We start from the raw sequence: 16,338 nt of genomic DNA, 5'->3' as shown, positions 1-16,338 counted from the left end.
GCGAACACCACCGCCGTACGCCCACGCACCACGGAACCGGTGACGAGTGACGCGTCGGGGTCGGAGCCGCTCAGCGCGGTCAGGCCGCGCACCAGGGTCTCGTGGTCGGGCGAGAGGACGGTGGCGCGGCGTTCGAAGACGGAGCGTCCCCCGGCGAGGCTGAACGCCAGGTCGGGCAGGGGCGTCCCGGGACGCCGCTGGAGCATGCCGAGCAGGGCGGCGGCCTGGGCGCGCAGCGCCTCGTCGGTACGGGCGGAGATCAGCACCGGCCAGGCGGAGATCCTCGGCTGCGGCCGGGGCGTCTGCGTCTCGCCTGCGCTCTCCGGCGCGGCCCCCGCGTCGTCGCCGGACTCGCCGTCCGCCGCGAACGAGCCCTCGGCGGGGGCCTGTTCGAGGATGGTGTGGACGTTGGTGCCGCTGAGGCCGAAGGAGGAGACGCCGGCGCGGCGCGGGCGCCCGGTGCGGGGCCAGTCGGTCTCGCCGGTGAGCAGTTCGATCTCTCCGGCGCTCCAGTCGACCTTCGTCGAGGGGCTGTCGACGTGCAGGGTCCTGGGCAGCAGACCTTCCTGGAGGGCCCTGACCGTCTTGATGACTCCGGCGACGCCCGAAGCCATCTGGGTGTGGCCGATGTTGGACTTCACCGAGCCCAGGTAGAGGGGCAGTTCGCGGTCCTGCCCGTAGGTCTCCAGCAGCGCCTGCGCCTCGATGGGGTCGCCGAGCGCGGTGCCGGTGCCGTGTCCCTCGACGGCGTCGACTTCGGACGGCTTGAGCCCGGCGTTGGCGAGGGCCTGGCGGATGACGCGCTGCTGCGAGGGCCCGTTGGGAGCCGTCAGCCCGTTGGACGCGCCGTCCTGGTTCATCGCGGACCCGCGGACGACGGCGAGGACGGGGTGACCGTTGCGGCGGGCGTCGGAGAGCCGCTCCAGCATGACGAGGCCGACGCCCTCGGCGAGGGTCATGCCGTCGGCGGCGTCGGAGTAGGCCTTGCAGCGCCCGTCGGGGGCGAGGGCGCGCTGCCTGCTGAAGCCGACGAACGCGCCGGGCGTGGCCATGACGCTCACGCCGCCGGCCAGCGCGAGGGCGCTCTCGCCCTCGCGCAGCGACTGGCAGGCCATGTGGAGGGCGACCAGCGACGAGGAGCATGCCGTGTCGAGGGTGACGGCCGGGCCTTCCAGCCCGAAGAGGTAGGCCATGCGTCCGGACAGGACGCTGGAGAGCGTACCGGTGATCATGTGGCCCTCGGAGCCGTCGGCTCCGCCGGGCACGCCCGAGGTGTAGTCCTGATATCCGGCGCCGACGAAGGTACCGGTGCGGCTGCCGCGCAACGTCGCCGGGTCGATGCCGCAGCGTTCGAAGGTCTCCCATGCCGTCTCCAGCAGCAGCCGCTGCTGCGGGTCCATCGCGAGGGCCTCGCGCGGTGAGATGCCGAAGAAGGCGGCGTCGAAGTCGGCGGCGTCGTGAAGGAATCCGCCCTGTACGGAGTAGCTGCTTCCGGCCCGGTCGGGGTCTTCGTCGAAGAGGGCGGCGGCGTCCCAGCCGCGGTCTTCGGGGAACCCGGAGACCGCGTCGGCGCCTGCGAGCACCAGTTCCCAGAGCTGTTCCGGCGAGGCGACGCCTCCGGGGTAGCGGCAGCCCATGCCGATGACGGCGATGGGCTCGTCGGTGACGGCGGGCGACGCCGGGGCCGGCGCGCTGGGCCGCCCCTGTACTCCCATGACCTGCGAGAGCAGGAACTCGGCCAGCGCGACCGGGTTGGGGCGGTCGAAGACCATCGTCGTCGGCAGGGACAGACCGGTGGCGGCGGCCAGCCGGTTGCGCAGGTCGACGGCGGTGATGGAGTCGAAGCCCGCCTCGCGGAAGGCCCGGTGTTCCGGCAGGGCGTCCGCGGAGGTGTGCCCGAGGACGGCCGCGGCCTCGGAGCGCACCAGGTCCAGGAGCGTGCGTTCGGCCTCGGCGGGGGGCAGGTCGCGCAGCCGTGCGCCGAACTCCCCCACCTGCGAGGAGGCGGCGCCCGCTTCGGCGGCCTCCGCCAGCTTCCGCACCTCGGGCACCTCGTCGAAGAAGGCGGTGGGGCGCGAGGAGGCGAAGACCGGGTGGTAGCGGTCCCAGGAGACGGCGGCGACGGCGAGTTCGCTCTCGTCGTCCGCCAACGCCCGCTCCAGCGCGGCGAGGGCGAGCCGGGCGCTCATGAACTCCAGGCCGCTGCCGCGGATTTCGTCGGAATCGACGCGGCCGAGGCCGATGTCGTCCGACCAGATGCCCCAGGAGATCGCGGTGGCGGGCAGCCCGCGGCCGCGGCGCTCGGCGGCGAGCGCGTTGAGGTACGCGTTGGCGGCCACGTAGGCGGAGTGGCGGCCGCTGCCCCACATGCCGGAGATGGACGAGAACAGCACGAACGAGTCGAGGTCGTCCCCGAGCAGCGCGTCGAGGTGGGCGGCGCCGGCGACCTTGGCGTGGGTGATCTCCGTGAACGCCTCGTGTGTGGCGTCCTCCAGGGTGTGCGTCCCGATGACGGCGGCCGTGTGCACGACGTTGCGTACGGTGTGGCCCGCTTCCCGCAGATCCTCCAGTACCGAGGCGAGCGCGTCGCGGTCGGTGATGTCGCAGGCCACGACGGTGGCATCGGTGCCCAACTCGGCCAGCTCGGCGACGAGTTCACCGGCCCCGGGTGCGTCCGGGCCGCTGCGGCTGACCAGCACGAGGCGGGGGGCGCCGCGGTGGGCGAGCCAGCGGGCGATGTGCGGGCCGAGGGTGCCGGTGCCGCCGGTGATGAGGGTGGTGCCGCGCGGAGTGAAGCCGTCGTCGGCGTCGCCGCGTGCGGGCGCGGGCACGAGGCGGCGGGTGAGGACGCCGGAGGCGCGCAGCGCCAACTGGTCCTCGCCGATGCCGCCGGCGAGGACGGTGGCCAGGCGCTGGGCGGCGCGCTCGTCGAGGGTGCCGGGCAGGTCGATCGTGCCGCCGACGCGGCGCGGGTGTTCCAGGGCGGCCGTCCAGGTCACGCCCATCGCCTGCGCCTGGAGGGGGCTGGTGACGGTGTCGGAGCGTCCGGTGCTCACGGCTCCGCGGGTCAGGCACCACAGCGGTGCGTCGGCGCCGGTGTCGCCGAGGGCCTGGACGAGGGTGACGGTCAGCGCCAGCCCGGCCGTCAACTCCGGGTGGCCGGCGCGGGGTTCCTCGTCCGCGGCGAGCAGCGACACCACGCCGGCGGCCTCTTCGGCCCCGGCGAGACGCGCGGCGAGGACGCCGCGGTCGGTGCAGTCGTCGTCCAGTACGACGGGCCGGACGCGGGCGCCGTGACGGGTGAGGGCGTCGGCGATCTGCTGGACGTGGCCGGGCTCGGCATGCTGCGTCCTCTCGGTGCTGACGAGGAGCCATTCGCCGTCCAGGGACGCGGGGTGGGTACCGGTCAGCGGCTTCCAGCGGACGCGGTAGCGCCAGGAGTCGGCGGTGGAGCGTTCGCGGTTGTTCTGCCTCCAGGTGGCGAGGGCGGGCAGCACGGCGGCCAGGGAGTCCTCGTCGAGGTGCAGGCTGCGGGTGAGCCGTTCGTAGTCGGCGCTCTCCACGGCGGACCAGAACTCGTCGTCGGCGGCTTCGCCCTGTCCGGGCCGCGCGTGGTGCGGGCCGGGCCCGCCGATCCAGTAACGCTCGTGCTGGAAGGCGTAGGTGGGAAGCTGCACGTGCCGGGCGTCGCGTCCCGCGAAGCAGTTGCGCCAGTCCACATCGACGCCACGGACGAACGCCTCGGCGACGGAGGTCAGTACGCGGTGGAGACCTCCCGCGTCGCGGCGCAGCGTCCCTACCACCGCGGCGGCGACTCCGGCGTCCGCGACGGTGTCCTCGACGCCGGGCGCCAGCACGGGGTGCGGGCCGACCTCGACGAACGCCCGGTGCCCGGCGCCGAGCAACTGCTCGACGGCACCGGCCAGGTGCACGGTCTGCCGGAGGTTGCGGTACCAGTACTCGGCGTCGGTCTGCTCGCCGTCGATCCACTCGCCGGTGACGGTCGACAGCATGGGAACGGCGGGGCTCTGCGGCCGCACCGGTTCGAGCTGCCGCAGCAACTCCTCGTGGAGGTCCGCGACATGGGCGGAGTGGGAGGCGTAGTCGACGTCGATGCGGCGTACCCGCACGTCCTCGGAGGTCAGCCGCTCGCACATCTCGTCGAGGGCGTCCACGTCGCCGGAGACCGCGGCCGAGCGGGGCCCGTTGACGGCGGCGAGGGAGAGCCTGCCCTCCCAGCGTTCGAGCCGGGGGCGGAGCTCGTCGGCGGGCAGCGCGACGGAGACGATACCGCCGCGGCCGGCGAGTTCCCGGGCGATGGCCTGACTGCGCAGGGCGACGACGCGGGCGGCGTCCTCCAGTGACAGGGCGCCGGCGACGCAGGCGGCGGCGATCTCGCCCTGGGAGTGGCCGACGACGGCGTCCGGTTCGACTCCGTAGGAGCGCCACACCTCGGCGAGGGAGACCATGACGGCGAACGTCGCGGGCTGCACCACGTCGACACGGTCCAGGGAGGGCGCCTGTGGTGCCTCGCGTAGCACGTCGATGAGGGACCAGTCGGTGTAGGGGGCGAGCGCCGCGGCGCACTCGGCGATGCGTGCGGCGAACACCGGTGACTCGTCGAGGAGTTGTGCGCCCATGCCGGCCCACTGCGCGCCCTGGCCGGGGAAGAGGAACGTCAGCGGGCCGTCCTGTGCTGCGACGCCGCGCACCACGTCGGCGGTGCTCTGGCCGCCGTGCAGGGCGTCCAGCCCGGCTTGCAGTGCGTCGCGGCCGGTGCCCAGGGCCACGGCCCGGTGTTCGAAGACGGACCGGGAGGCCAGCGCGAGCCCGGTGTCGGCCGGGTGCCAGTCCTCCGCGGCGGCGACGGCGGCGCCGACGCGGGCGGCGTGGTCGCGCAGCGCCGACTCCGTACGCGCGCTGAGCACCCACGGCAGGGTCCCGGCCGGTTCCTGCCGTGTCGCACCGGCGGAGCCACCCCAGGGCAGGACGGTGCCCTGCACGGTGAGGCCGGCGGGCGCGGGGAGCCGGGGGGCCTCCTCCAGCAGGGTGTGCGCGTTGGTGCCGCTGATGCCGAAGGAGGAGACGGCGGCGCGGCGAGGCCGTCCGGTGCTCGGCCACTCGACGGCTTCGGCGAGCGGTGCGAGCGCCCCGGAGCTCCAGTCGACGTGCGTGGAGGGCGTGCCCAGGTGCAGGGTCTGCGGCAGCGTGCCGTGCTGCATGGCCAGCACCATCTTGATGACGCTGGCGACGCCGGCCGCGGACTGGGTGTGCCCGAGGTTGGACTTCACCGAGCCCAGCAGCAGCGGCCGGTCGGCGTCGCGGTCCTTGCCGTACGTGGCCTGGAGGGCCTGCGCCTCGATGGGGTCGCCGAGGGTGGTGCCGGTGCCGTGTGCGTCGATGGCGTCGACCTCGGACGGCTCCAGCCCGGCGTTGGCGAGGGCCTGCCGGATGACGCGCTGCTGGGAGGGCCCGTTGGGCGCGGACAGGCCGTTGGAGGCGCCGTCCTGGTTGACTGCGGACCCGCGGACCACGGCGAGGACGGGGTGTCCGTTGCGCTCCGCGTCGGAGAGCTTCTCCAGCATCAGCATGCCGATGCCTTCGGAGAGGGTCATGCCGTCGGCGTCGTCGGAGAAGGACTTGCAGCGCCCGTCCTTGGCGAGGGCTCGCTGCCGGCTGAAGGCGATCAGCGGCTTGGGGTTGGGGACGATGGTGGCGCCGCCGGCCAGCGCGAGGCTGCTCTCGCCGCTGCGCAGCGACTGGCAGGCCAGGTGCAGCGCCACCAGGGACGAGGAGCAGGCGGTGTCGACGGTGACGGCCGGGCCCTCGAGCCCGAAGACGTAGGAGACGCGTCCGGACAGCACGCTCGGGGAGCTGCCGGTGACCTGGTAGCCCTCGGAGCCGTCGCCCCCGCCGCCTTCGCCGTATTCGATGTAGCTGGAGCCGATGAACGCGCCGGTGCGGCTGCCGCGCAGGTCCGAGGGGTCGATGCCGGCCCGTTCGACGGCTTCCCACGTGGTCTCCAGCAGCAGCCGCTGCTGCGGGTCCATGCCGACGGCCTCACGCGGGGAGATGCCGAAGAAGCCCGCGTCGAAGTCGGCGGCGTCGTGCAGGTAGCCGCCCTGCGTGGTGTAGGTGGTGCCGGGGTGGTCGGGGTCCGGGTGGTGGAGGGCGGCCATGTCGAAGCCGCGGTCTTCGGGGAAGTCGGTGACGGCGTCGGTTCCGGAGGCCAGCAGCGACCAGAACTCCTCGGGTGTGGCGGCCCCGCCGGGGAAGCGGCAGCTCATGCCGACGATGGCGACGGGTTCGCCGCTGCCGTCGCTCTCCGCGCGGCTGATCTGCGGCGCCTCGCCGGTGCCGGCGAGGCGGTCGCGGAGGTGGGAGGCGAGCTCCCTCGGTGTGGGGTGGTCGAAGACGAGGGTCGCGGGCAGCGGCGCTCCGGTGGCGCGCACCAGGCGTTTGCGCAGTTCGACCGCGGTGAGCGAGTCGAATCCGATGTCGCGGAAAGCGCGTTGCTCGCCGACGTCGTCCGCGGAGCTGTACCCGAGTACGGCGGCGGCCTCCTCCCGTACGAGCGTCAGCAGCCGCCGCCGCTGCTCGGCGTCGCCGAGACCGCGCAGGGTGGCGGCGAACTCGGAGACCTCCTCGGCGACCCTGCCGGCTTCTTCCGCCAGGGCCCGCACCTCGGGCAGGTCGGAGAGGAGTGGGCTGGGGCGTACGGAGGTGAAGACGGGGGCGTAGCTGTCCCAGTCGACGTCCGCGACGGTGACGGTCACGTCGTTCTGCGCGACGGCGCGGGCGAGTTCGGTGAGGGCGTGCTGCGGCGGCAGCATGCTCAGGCCGCGCCGCACCAGGTTGCCGGACATCGCCTCGTGGGTGGCCATGCCCGCCTCGGCCCACGGGCCCCAGGCGATGGATGTGGCGGCGAGGCCGCGGGCGCGGCGCTGTTCGGCCAGCGCGTCGAGGAAGGCGTTCGCGGCGGCGTAGGCGGCCTGGTTGCCTGCGCCCCAGACTCCGGCGATGGAGCCGAAGAGCACGAACAGGTCGAGGTCGCGGTCGCCGAGGAGTTCGTCGAGGTGCACGGCTCCCGCGGCCTTCGCGGCCATCACGCCGGCGAATTCGGCTTCGGTCATCCGCTCCAGCGGCGTGGCCTGGCCGACGCCGGCGGTGTGGACGACGCCGGTGAGCGGCAGCCGTCCGGGCAGCCCGTCGAGGAGCTGGGCGAGGGCGTCGCGGTCGGAGGCGTCGCAGGCGACGATGTCGACGGCGGCGCCCGACTCCTCCAGTTCGGCGCGGAGTTCGGCCGCGCCGGGGGCGTCGGGCCCGCGCCGGCTGGTGAGGACGAGGTGCTGTGCCCCGTGGGCTGCGAGCCACCGGGCGACGGTGGCCCCGAGGCCGCCGGTGCCGCCGGTGACCAGGACCGTGCCGTGCGCGGTGAACTCGCCGTCGGCGGGCGGCGACTCCACGGTGCGGTGGGCGAGGCGCCGTCCGAAGGCGCCGGTGGAGCGCAGCGCGAGTTGGTCTTCGCCGCCGTCCGCGGTCAGCACGGCGGGCAGCAGGCCGAGGATCCGCTCCGCGGTCTGCTCCCACCGGCCTCGGGGTGTCTCCTGCGCGTCACCGGGCTCGTCGGTCCGAGGGGTTTCGTCCTGCGGCGCGCCGGGAGAGGCGGGCAGGTCGACCAGACCGCCCCAGCGTTCGGGGTGTTCCAGCGCGGCGACGCGGCCGAAGCCCCACACCGCCGCCTGGGCGGCGGAGGCCACGGGTTCGTCTGCGGGACCGGTGCTGACAGCTCCCTGGGTGAGCGTCCACAGCGGGGCGTCCAGGGTCCGTACGAGGGCGGCGGTGAGCGCCAGTCCCCGGGTGAGGCCGGGCCGGCCCGCTGTCTGGGGACGTTCGTCGAGGGCGAGCAGGGACACCGCGCCGGCGATGCCGTCGACGGCGGGAAGCCGCGCGGCGAGTTCCTCGTCGTCGGTGCAGGTGTCGTCCAGCGTGACGTGCTCGACGTTCGCCCCGTGCGCGACGAGCGCTCCGGCGACGTGGGAGGCCAGTGGGGCGTCGGAGCCGTCGCCGCCGGTGACGAGGAGCCAGGTGCCCTGTATCCGGGGGGTGGAAGGCAGCCGCAGCGGCGCCCACAGCACGCGGTAGCGCCAGGAGTCCAGCAGCGTCTTCTCCCGTCCGGCCTGCCGCCAGGAGGACAGGGCGGGCAACAGCGAGGCGAGGGAGGCCTGTTGCTCGTCTCCGAGGGAGAGCAGCGAGGCCAGCTCCCCGGCGTCGCCGCGGTCGACGGCCTCCCACAGCCGGTCGGCCGACGGGTCCGCCTCGGCGGGAGGCGCCGTCTCGGCAGGCCCCTGCGGCCAGTAGAAGTCGTGCTGGAAGGCGTAGGTGGGCAGGCCGGTGCGGACGGCGCCGCTGCCGGCGAAGTAGGCGTCCCAGTCGAGGGTGACGCCGCGGGCGTGGAGACGGGCGAGCGCCGTGTCGAGGGCGGTTCCCTCGGGGCGGTCGGCGCGCAGCAGCGGCACCAGACGTGCGTCGTCGTGGTCCTGCTCGCCGGCCTCGAACCCCGTGTCGCCGTCGGCCTGTTCGTGGCCGCCGGCGGATTCGGCGAGCACGCTCTCGGCCGCGGCCAGCAGGCCGCCGTCGGGCCCGGCTTCGACGAACGTGGTGGTGCCCGCGCGGCGCAGTGCCCGCACGCCGTCGGCGAACCTGACGGTCTCCCGCACGTGCCGTACCCAGTACTCGGGGGTGGCGATCTCCTCGTCGGCGGCGAAGTCGCCGGTGACGTTGGAGATCACCGGTACGGACGGGGCGGCGAAGCGGAGTTGTTCCACCGACTGCCGGAAGTCCTCCAGCATCGGGTCCATCTGCGGCGAGTGGAAGGCGTGGGAGACGGCCAGCGCCTTGGTTCTGCGGCCGAGCGCTTCGAAGTGGGCGCGTACGGCGTCCACTTCGGCGGCTTCGCCCGCGACGACGACGGCACGGGGCCCGTTGACGGCGGCGAGGGAGACTCCTCCCGTCAGATGCGGGACTACTTCGTCCTCCGCCGCCTCCACGGCGGCCATACCGCCGCCGGAGGGCAGGGCCTGCATCAGTCGGGCGCGGGCGGCGACCAGGGTGCAGGCGTCCTGAAGGGACAGCACTCCCGCGACGTGCGCGGCGGTGATCTCACCGACGGAGTGCCCGGCGACCGCGTGCGGTCGCACGCCCCACGAGGTCAGCAGCCGGTGCAGGGCCACTTCCAGGGCGAACAGAGCGGGCTGCGTCCATCCGGTCTGGTGCAGCAGCTCCGCTTCGGAGGTGCCCTCGTCGGCGAAGAGCACGTCCCGCAGGGGCGGTTCGAGGTGCGTGTCGAGACGGTCGGCGAGTACCGAGAGCACCTCGTCCAGCGCCTCCGCGAAGACGGGGAAGCGTTCGTACAACTCCCGTCCCATGCCGGGGCGTTGGCTTCCCTGGCCGGAGAAGAGAAGGGCGAGGCGTCCGGGTGCGGCTTCGTCCTCGACGACGGCGGCGTCCGCCGCGTCGGCGGCCAGCGCCGACAGTGCACGCAGCGCTTCGCCGCGCTCCCCCGCGACGACGGCCGCGCGCTGCTCGAAAGCGGTACGGGTCCGCGCCAGCGAGTAGGCCAGGTCGGCGAGTTGGACCTCGAGGCGGGCCTCCATGTGGGCGTGAAGCCGGGCGGCCTGTGCGCGCAGGGCACGGCGGGACTTGCCCGACAGCGTCAGCGGAACGGTGCCGCTGCGGTGGACGCCCCCGGCCACGGGGGAAGCGGGGGAAGCGGCCGGGGGCTGCTCGATGATGATGTGCGCGTTGGTGCCGCTGATGCCGAAGGAGGAGACGGCGGCTCGGCGGGGGCGGTCCGTCTGCGGCCACGGCGAGGCCGAGGTGAGCAGTTCGACGGAGCCCTCCTCCCAGTCCACATGGGAGGACGGCGCGGTCACGTGCAAGGTCCTGGGCAGTTCGGGGGCGCCGAGCGCCATGACCATCTTGATGACGCCGGCGGCGCCCGCCGCGGCCTGTGTGTGACCGATGTTGGACTTCACCGACCCCAGCAGCAGGGGCTGTTCGCGGTCCTGTCCGTAGGTGGCGAGCAGCGCCTGCGCCTCGATGGGGTCGCCGAGGGACGTGCCGGTGCCGTGCGCCTCGACGGCGTCCACATCGGTGTGGCCGAGGCCCGCGGTCTCCAGCGCCTGCCGGATGACGCGCTGCTGAGACGGACCGTTGGGCGCCATCAGGCCGTTGGACGTGCCGTCCTGGTTGACGGCGGATCCCCGTACGACGGCCAGGACCTGGTGGCCGTTGCGCCGCGCGTCGGACAGCCGCTCCAGCACGAGCACGCCGACGCCTTCGGCCCAGCTCACGCCGTCCGCGGAGTCCGAGAACGCCTTGCACCGTCCGTCGGGGGCGAGGCCGCGCTGGCGGGAGAACTCGATGAGCGCCGTGGGCGTGGACATGACGGTCACACCGCCGGCGAGGGCGAGCGAGCACTCCCCCGAACGCAGCGCCTGCATCGCCCAGTGCATCGCCACGAGCGAGGAGGAACAGGCGGTGTCGACGGTGACGGCTGGGCCTTCCAGGCCGAGGGTGTAGGAGACGCGCCCGGAGACGATGCTCGGCGACGTGCCGCTGCCTTGATGGCCTTCGAAGTCGCCGCCGCCCAGCCGGGCGCCGTAGTCGTTGTACATGACGCCCGCGAAGACTCCGGTGTCGCTGCCGCGCAGCGACGACGGGTCGATACCCGCGTGCTCGACGGCCTCCCACGTCGTCTCCAGCAGCAGCCGCTGCTGGGAGTCGGTGGCGAGGGCCTCGCGGGGCGACATGCCGAAGAAGCCCGCGTCGAACTCCCCGGCGTCGTGGAGGAATCCGCCGGAGCGGCTGTAGGTGGTGCCGGGGTGGTCGGGGTCGGGGTGGTAGAGCCGCTCCAGGTCCCAGCCACGGTTGGTGGGCAGGCCGGAGACGGCGTCGCCGCCCTCGGACACCAGCCGCCACAGCTCCTCGGCGGAGCTGACGCCGCCCGGGTAGCGGCAGCCCATGCCGACGATGACGATCGGATCGTCTGTGGCGGGCGGGGTGAGAGCGGCCTTCCTCGTACGCGGTGCCGTGGCGGCCTCGGAGCCGAGGAGTTCGTCGAGGAGGTGGCCGGCGAGCAGCCGGGGCGTGGGGTGGTCGAAGACCATGGTGGCGGGCAGCCGCAGTCCGGTGGCGCCGGTGAGCTGGTTGCGCAGTTCGACGGCCGTCAGCGAGTCGAAGCCCAAATCGCGGAACTGGCGCTCGGGTTCGACGTCCGCGCCGTCGGCGTGGCCGAGTACGGCGGCGGCATGGCCGCGCACCAGTCGCAGCATCGCCTCCTCGCGCTCCTCGGTGCTCATCCCTTCAAGACGGCGGACGAGGGAGTCGGCGGTCTCCGCTCCGGCCACGGAGCGGCGTGTCCGGGTACGGATCAACCCCCGCAGCAGCGGCGGCACTTCACCACGCGACTTCAACACCGGCAGATCCAGACGCACCGGCACCAGCGCAGCCGCGTCCGCCGCCAGTGCAGCGTCGAACAGCTCCAGACCCTCGTCGGAACCCAGCGGCGGCATGCCGACGCGGGCCAGACGCTCGGCATCGGCCTCGTCAAGCATGCCCTCCTGCGCCCACGCACCCCACGCCAACGAGGCGGCGGGGAGGCCGAGTTCGCGGCGGTGCAGCGCGAGCGCGTCCAGGAACGCGTTTGCCGCCGCGTAGTTGCCCTGACCCGCATTACCGAACACACCGGCCGCCGACGAGAACACCACAAACGCCGACAGATCCCGGTCCAGGGTGAGTTCGTGCAGGTTCCACGCCGCGTCCACCTTCGGACGGAACACCGTCGCCACACGTTCGGGATCCAGCGACTCCACGACACCGTCATCAAGGACACCCGCAGCGTGCACCACAGCACCCACCGGATGCCCGGCAAGCAGAGAAGCCAGCGCCTCCCGGTCCGCCACATCACACGCCGCAACCCCGGCTTGTGCGCCCAACTCGGTGAGCTCGGCTACCAGTTCATCCGCACCCTCGGCATCGCGANCCACCAGTGACCAGCACAGAGCCCTCAACCCCGGCCCAGGAGACCCCGTCCCCCTCAGCGGACGCGGCCCGTACCAGACGCGGGACACACAACTCCCCCGCACGCACAGCCAGTTGAGGCTCATCGACCGCCAACGCGGACGGCACCGCCGCAAGCGACGCCTCCGCATCATCGACATCCAGCAGACCGAAACGGCCCGGATGCTCCGACTGCGCCGAACGCACCAGACCCCACACCGCAGCCGCCGCCGGATCCACACCCGACACCGCACCACGCGTCACAAACACCAGACGCGAACCCGCGAACTCCTCAGCACTCAGGAACAGTTGAGCCAACTCCAGAACACGCGTCGTCGCCGCGTGCGCGGATTCGGCCGCCCCCGAGCCTTCGTCGCGCTCTCCGCTCACCGGAACCAGCACCACACCCGGCACCGACGGACCCTCGACCGCCGCCAGACCCGCCACGTCCGCAAGCTCCGTCCAAGACCCCGCACCCGACACACAGGCAGCCAGCCCGAACGGATCCACACCCACGACCGCGACGGACTCCTCGGTCCGTCCCGCGGGCGCGGGGGCGGGGGCCCACTCCAGGGCGAACAGCGCGTCACGGGCGGCGGGGCGGGCGGTCTCCTCCTGCGTGACGGCGCGGAGGACGAGGGAGTCCACGGATGCGACGGGTGCGCCGGCCGTGTCCGTGAGAGCGATCGCGAAGGCTCCGTCAGGGTCGCGGCTCAGCCGGACCCGCAGCGCGGTGGCACCGGAGGCGTGCAGCGTGACGCCTTCCCAGGAGAACGGAACTCCCGGGGCGGTCCCGTTCTGCGCCGAAGTGCCCGTGGCGGCGCCGCCGTCGAGCAGTGCCGCGTGCAGGGCGGCGTCGAGGAGCGCGGGGTGCAGGCCGAAGCCGTCGCCGCTGTCGGCTCCTTCGGGAAGGGCGACTTCGGCGTACAGTTCGCCGTCCCGTCCCCGCCATGCGGCGCGCAGCCCCTGGAACAACGGCCCGTAAGCGAAGCCCAGTTCGGTGAAGCGCTCGTAGCATCCGGCGGTGGCCAGCTCCTCGGCGTCCCGCGGAGGCCATGTCGAGGTGTCGAAGTCCGCGGTCTGCGCGCCGGTGGTGACGACGCCGGTGGCGTTCTGCGTCCAGGGCCGGGAGTCGTCTTCGTCGGGCCTGGAGTGGACGGTGACGGTGCGCCGGCCGGTGGCGTCCGCGCGTCCCACCGCGACCTGCACCTGGACGCCCTGGTCGTCGGGGACGGCCAGCGGGGAGGTCAGGGTGAGTTCTTCGACGTGGTCGCAGCCGACCTCGTCGCCGGCGCGAACGGCCAGTTCGAGGAAGGCCGTTCCGGGGAGCAGGATGCCGCCGCGCACGCGGTGTTCGGCGAGCCAGGGGTGGGACTGGAGGGAGAGCCTGCCGGTGAGCAGTGCGCCGTCCGTGTCGGCGAGGGAGACCGCGGCGGACAGCAGCGGGTAGTGCGCGGCGCCGAGCCCCGCGGAGCGCAGATCGGCGGAGTGCTGGAAGCCGCCGCCCCGCGGCCAGTACCGCTTGCTCTGGAAGGCATAGGTGGGCAGGTCGACGTGCTCGGCTCCGGTGCCCTGGAAGTAGCCGGACCAGTCGACGGTGAGGCCGCGGGTGTGGAGCCGGGCGAGGGCGGTGGTGGCGGTGGGCGCCTCGGGGCGTCCGGCGCGCAGCAGCGGGACGGCCGCCAGGCGGTCGCCGGCGTCGTCGCCGAGGCATTCCTGTGCCATGGCGGACAGCACGCCGTCCGGGCCGAGTTCGACGAAGGTGGTCACGCCGTGGTCGCGGAGCCAGGCCACCGCGTCCGCGAAGCGCACCTCGCGGCGGGCCTGTTCGGTCCAGTACGCGGCGGAGGTGAGCTGCTCCACCCGGGCCTGTTCGCCGGTGACGGCGGAGACCACGGGAATGAGGGGTTCGTTGAGCGTGAGGCCGTCGACGACGCGGCGGTAGTCCTCCAGCATCGGTTCCATGTGCGGGGAGTGGAACGCGTGGGAGACCTTCAGCCGTGTGGTCTTGCGGCCCTGTGCGGCGAAGTGGCCGGCGATGTCGGTGACGGCGTCGGCGTCTCCCGAGACGACGACGGCACGGGGGCCGTTGACGGCGGCGAGTGAGACCTGGTCCGCGCGGTCGGCGATCAGCGGCGCGACTTCGTCCTCGGTGGCCTGGAGGGAGACCATGGCGCCGCCGCCGGGCAGCGCCTGCATGAGCCGGCCGCGGGCGGCGACCAGGGTGCAGGCGTCCTGGAGGGACAGCACTCCGGCGACGTGCGCTGCGGCGATCTCGCCGACGGAGTGCCCGGCGAGCTGGTCGGGCTTCAGTCCCCAGGAGGCGGCCAGCCGGTAGAGGGCGACTTCCAGGGCGAACAGAGCGGGCTGTGCGTAGGCGGTCTGCTCCAGGGCTTCGGCGTCCTCGCCCCACATCACCTCGCGCAGCGGCCGGTCCGTCTCGGCGTCGAGGTGCTCCAGCACCTCGTCGAGCGCTTCGGCGAACACCGGGAATCGGGCGTGGAGTTCGCGTCCCATGCCGGGCGTCTGGGCGCCCTGCCCCGTGAAGAGGAAGGCCTGCTTGCCCCGGCCGGCGGCGTGGCCGCTGACGACGGAGGCCGTCGGTTCGCCGTCGGCCAGTGCGCGCAGGGCCTCACGCAGTTCCCCGGAGGTTCCCGCGACGGCCACGGCCCGGTGCTCGAACGCGGTGCGGGTGGTGGCGGCGGAGTGGGCGAGGTCCAGGGGGCGCGGTCCGGCGTCGTCGTCGAGAAGGGCGAGCAGCCTGGCGGCCTGGGCGCGCAGCGCGTCCCGGGAGCGGCCGGAGACGGGCAGCGGTACGGCTCCGGCGTCGGCGACGCTCGTGCCGTGCCCCGTGTCGTCCTCGTCCTCGCCGTCTTCGGGGCGTGGGGCTTCCTCGACGATGGTGTGTGCGTTGGTGCCGCTGATGCCGAAGGAGGAGACGGCGGCCCGGCGGGGCTCGCCCGTCTCGGGCCAGGGCCGGTGCTCGGTGAGCAGTTCGACGGCGCCGGCGGACCAGTCGACGTGTGAGGAGGGGGCGTCGACGAGGAGCGTGCGGGGCAGTTCCCCGTGCCGCATCGCCATGATCATTTTGATGACGCCGGCGACTCCGGCCGCGGCTTGTGTGTGGCTGAGGTTCGACTTGACCGACCCGAGGAGGAGGGGACGGCCGTGTTCGCGGTGCTGTCCGTATGTCGCCAGCAGCGCCTGCGCCTCGACGGGGTCGCCGAGGGTGGTGGCGGTGCCGTGTGCCTCGACGGCGTCGATCTGGGCGGCGGTCAGACGGGCGTCGATGAGGGCCTGCTGGATGACGCGCTGCTGTGAGGGGCCGTTGGGGGCGGTCAGCCCGTTGGAGGCGCCGTCCTGGTTGACGGCGGAGCCGCGCAGCACGGCGAGGACGCGGTGACCGTTGCGGCGTGCGTCGGAAAGGCGTTCCAGTACGAGGACGCCCGCGCCCTCCGCCCATCCGGTGCCGTCGGCGGAGTCGGCGAAGGAGCGGCAGCGTCCGTCTCCGGAGAGCCCGCCCTGGCGGCTGAACTCGGCGAAGGTGGCGGGGCTGGACATGACGGTGCAGCCGCCCGCCAGCGCGAGGGAGCACTCGCCGGCACGCAGCGACCGCGCCGCGAGATGCATCGTCACCAGGGAGGAGGAGCAGGCGGTGTCGACGGTGACGGCGGGCCCGAGCAGTCCGAAGGTGTAGGAGAGGCGGCCGGAGAGCACGCTGTGGGAGTTGCCGAGCAGTTGGAAGCCGTCTCCGGCGTCCTCGGGGCCGACCTGGTAGTCCTGAGCCATGGCGCCGACGAAGACGGCGGTCTCGCTGCCTTTGAGGGACGTGGGGTCCATGCCGGCGCGTTCGACGGCTTCCCAGGTCACCTGTAGCAGCATGCGCTGCTGGGGGTCCATGCCGACGGCCTCGCGCGGGGAGACGCCGAAGAAGTCGGCGTCGAAGTCGGCGGCGTCGTGGAGGAATCCGCCGCTGGAGGTGTCGGAGAGGCCGGTCAGTTCCGGGTCCCAGTTGCGGTCTGCGGGGAAGCCGGATATGCCGTGCCGCCCCTCGGCGACCATGCGCCACAGGTCTTCCGGCGAGGCGATCCCGCCGGGGTAGCGGCAGCCTATGCCGATGACGGCGATCGGTTCCTGCGCCGCCTCCTCCACCTCCTGGAGGCGCTGCCGGGTCCGCCGCAGGTCCGCACCGGCTCGCTTGAGGTAGTCGCGAAGCTTCTCTTCGTTGTCCATCAACTAACCCATCTCGACGGTCGGGCGGGCCGCGCGGGCGCG

The 16,338-nt window shown here is 73.5% G+C and carries 1 protein-coding gene and 1 pseudogene; both read right to left on the bottom strand.

The genetic code is table 11. From position 1 onward, the window contains the following. Nucleotides 1–12,038: pseudogene (locus tag AN218_RS03510) on the bottom strand (type I polyketide synthase); the annotation flags it as partial. Further along, complete coding sequence (locus AN218_RS38990) at nucleotides 12,022–16,299, bottom strand: type I polyketide synthase (RefSeq protein ID WP_244900238.1); 4,278 nt, start codon at nucleotides 16,297–16,299, stop codon at nucleotides 12,022–12,024. The pseudogene AN218_RS03510 and the gene AN218_RS38990, both read right to left, overlap by 17 nt. Between the last annotated feature and the right edge of the window lie 39 nt (nucleotides 16,300–16,338).

It is taken from the genome of Streptomyces nanshensis, assembly GCF_001751255.1.
Taxonomy (GTDB): Bacteria; Actinomycetota; Actinomycetes; order Streptomycetales; family Streptomycetaceae; genus Streptomyces; species Streptomyces nanshensis_A.
This window is presented reverse-complemented; position numbering and strand designations above follow the sequence as displayed.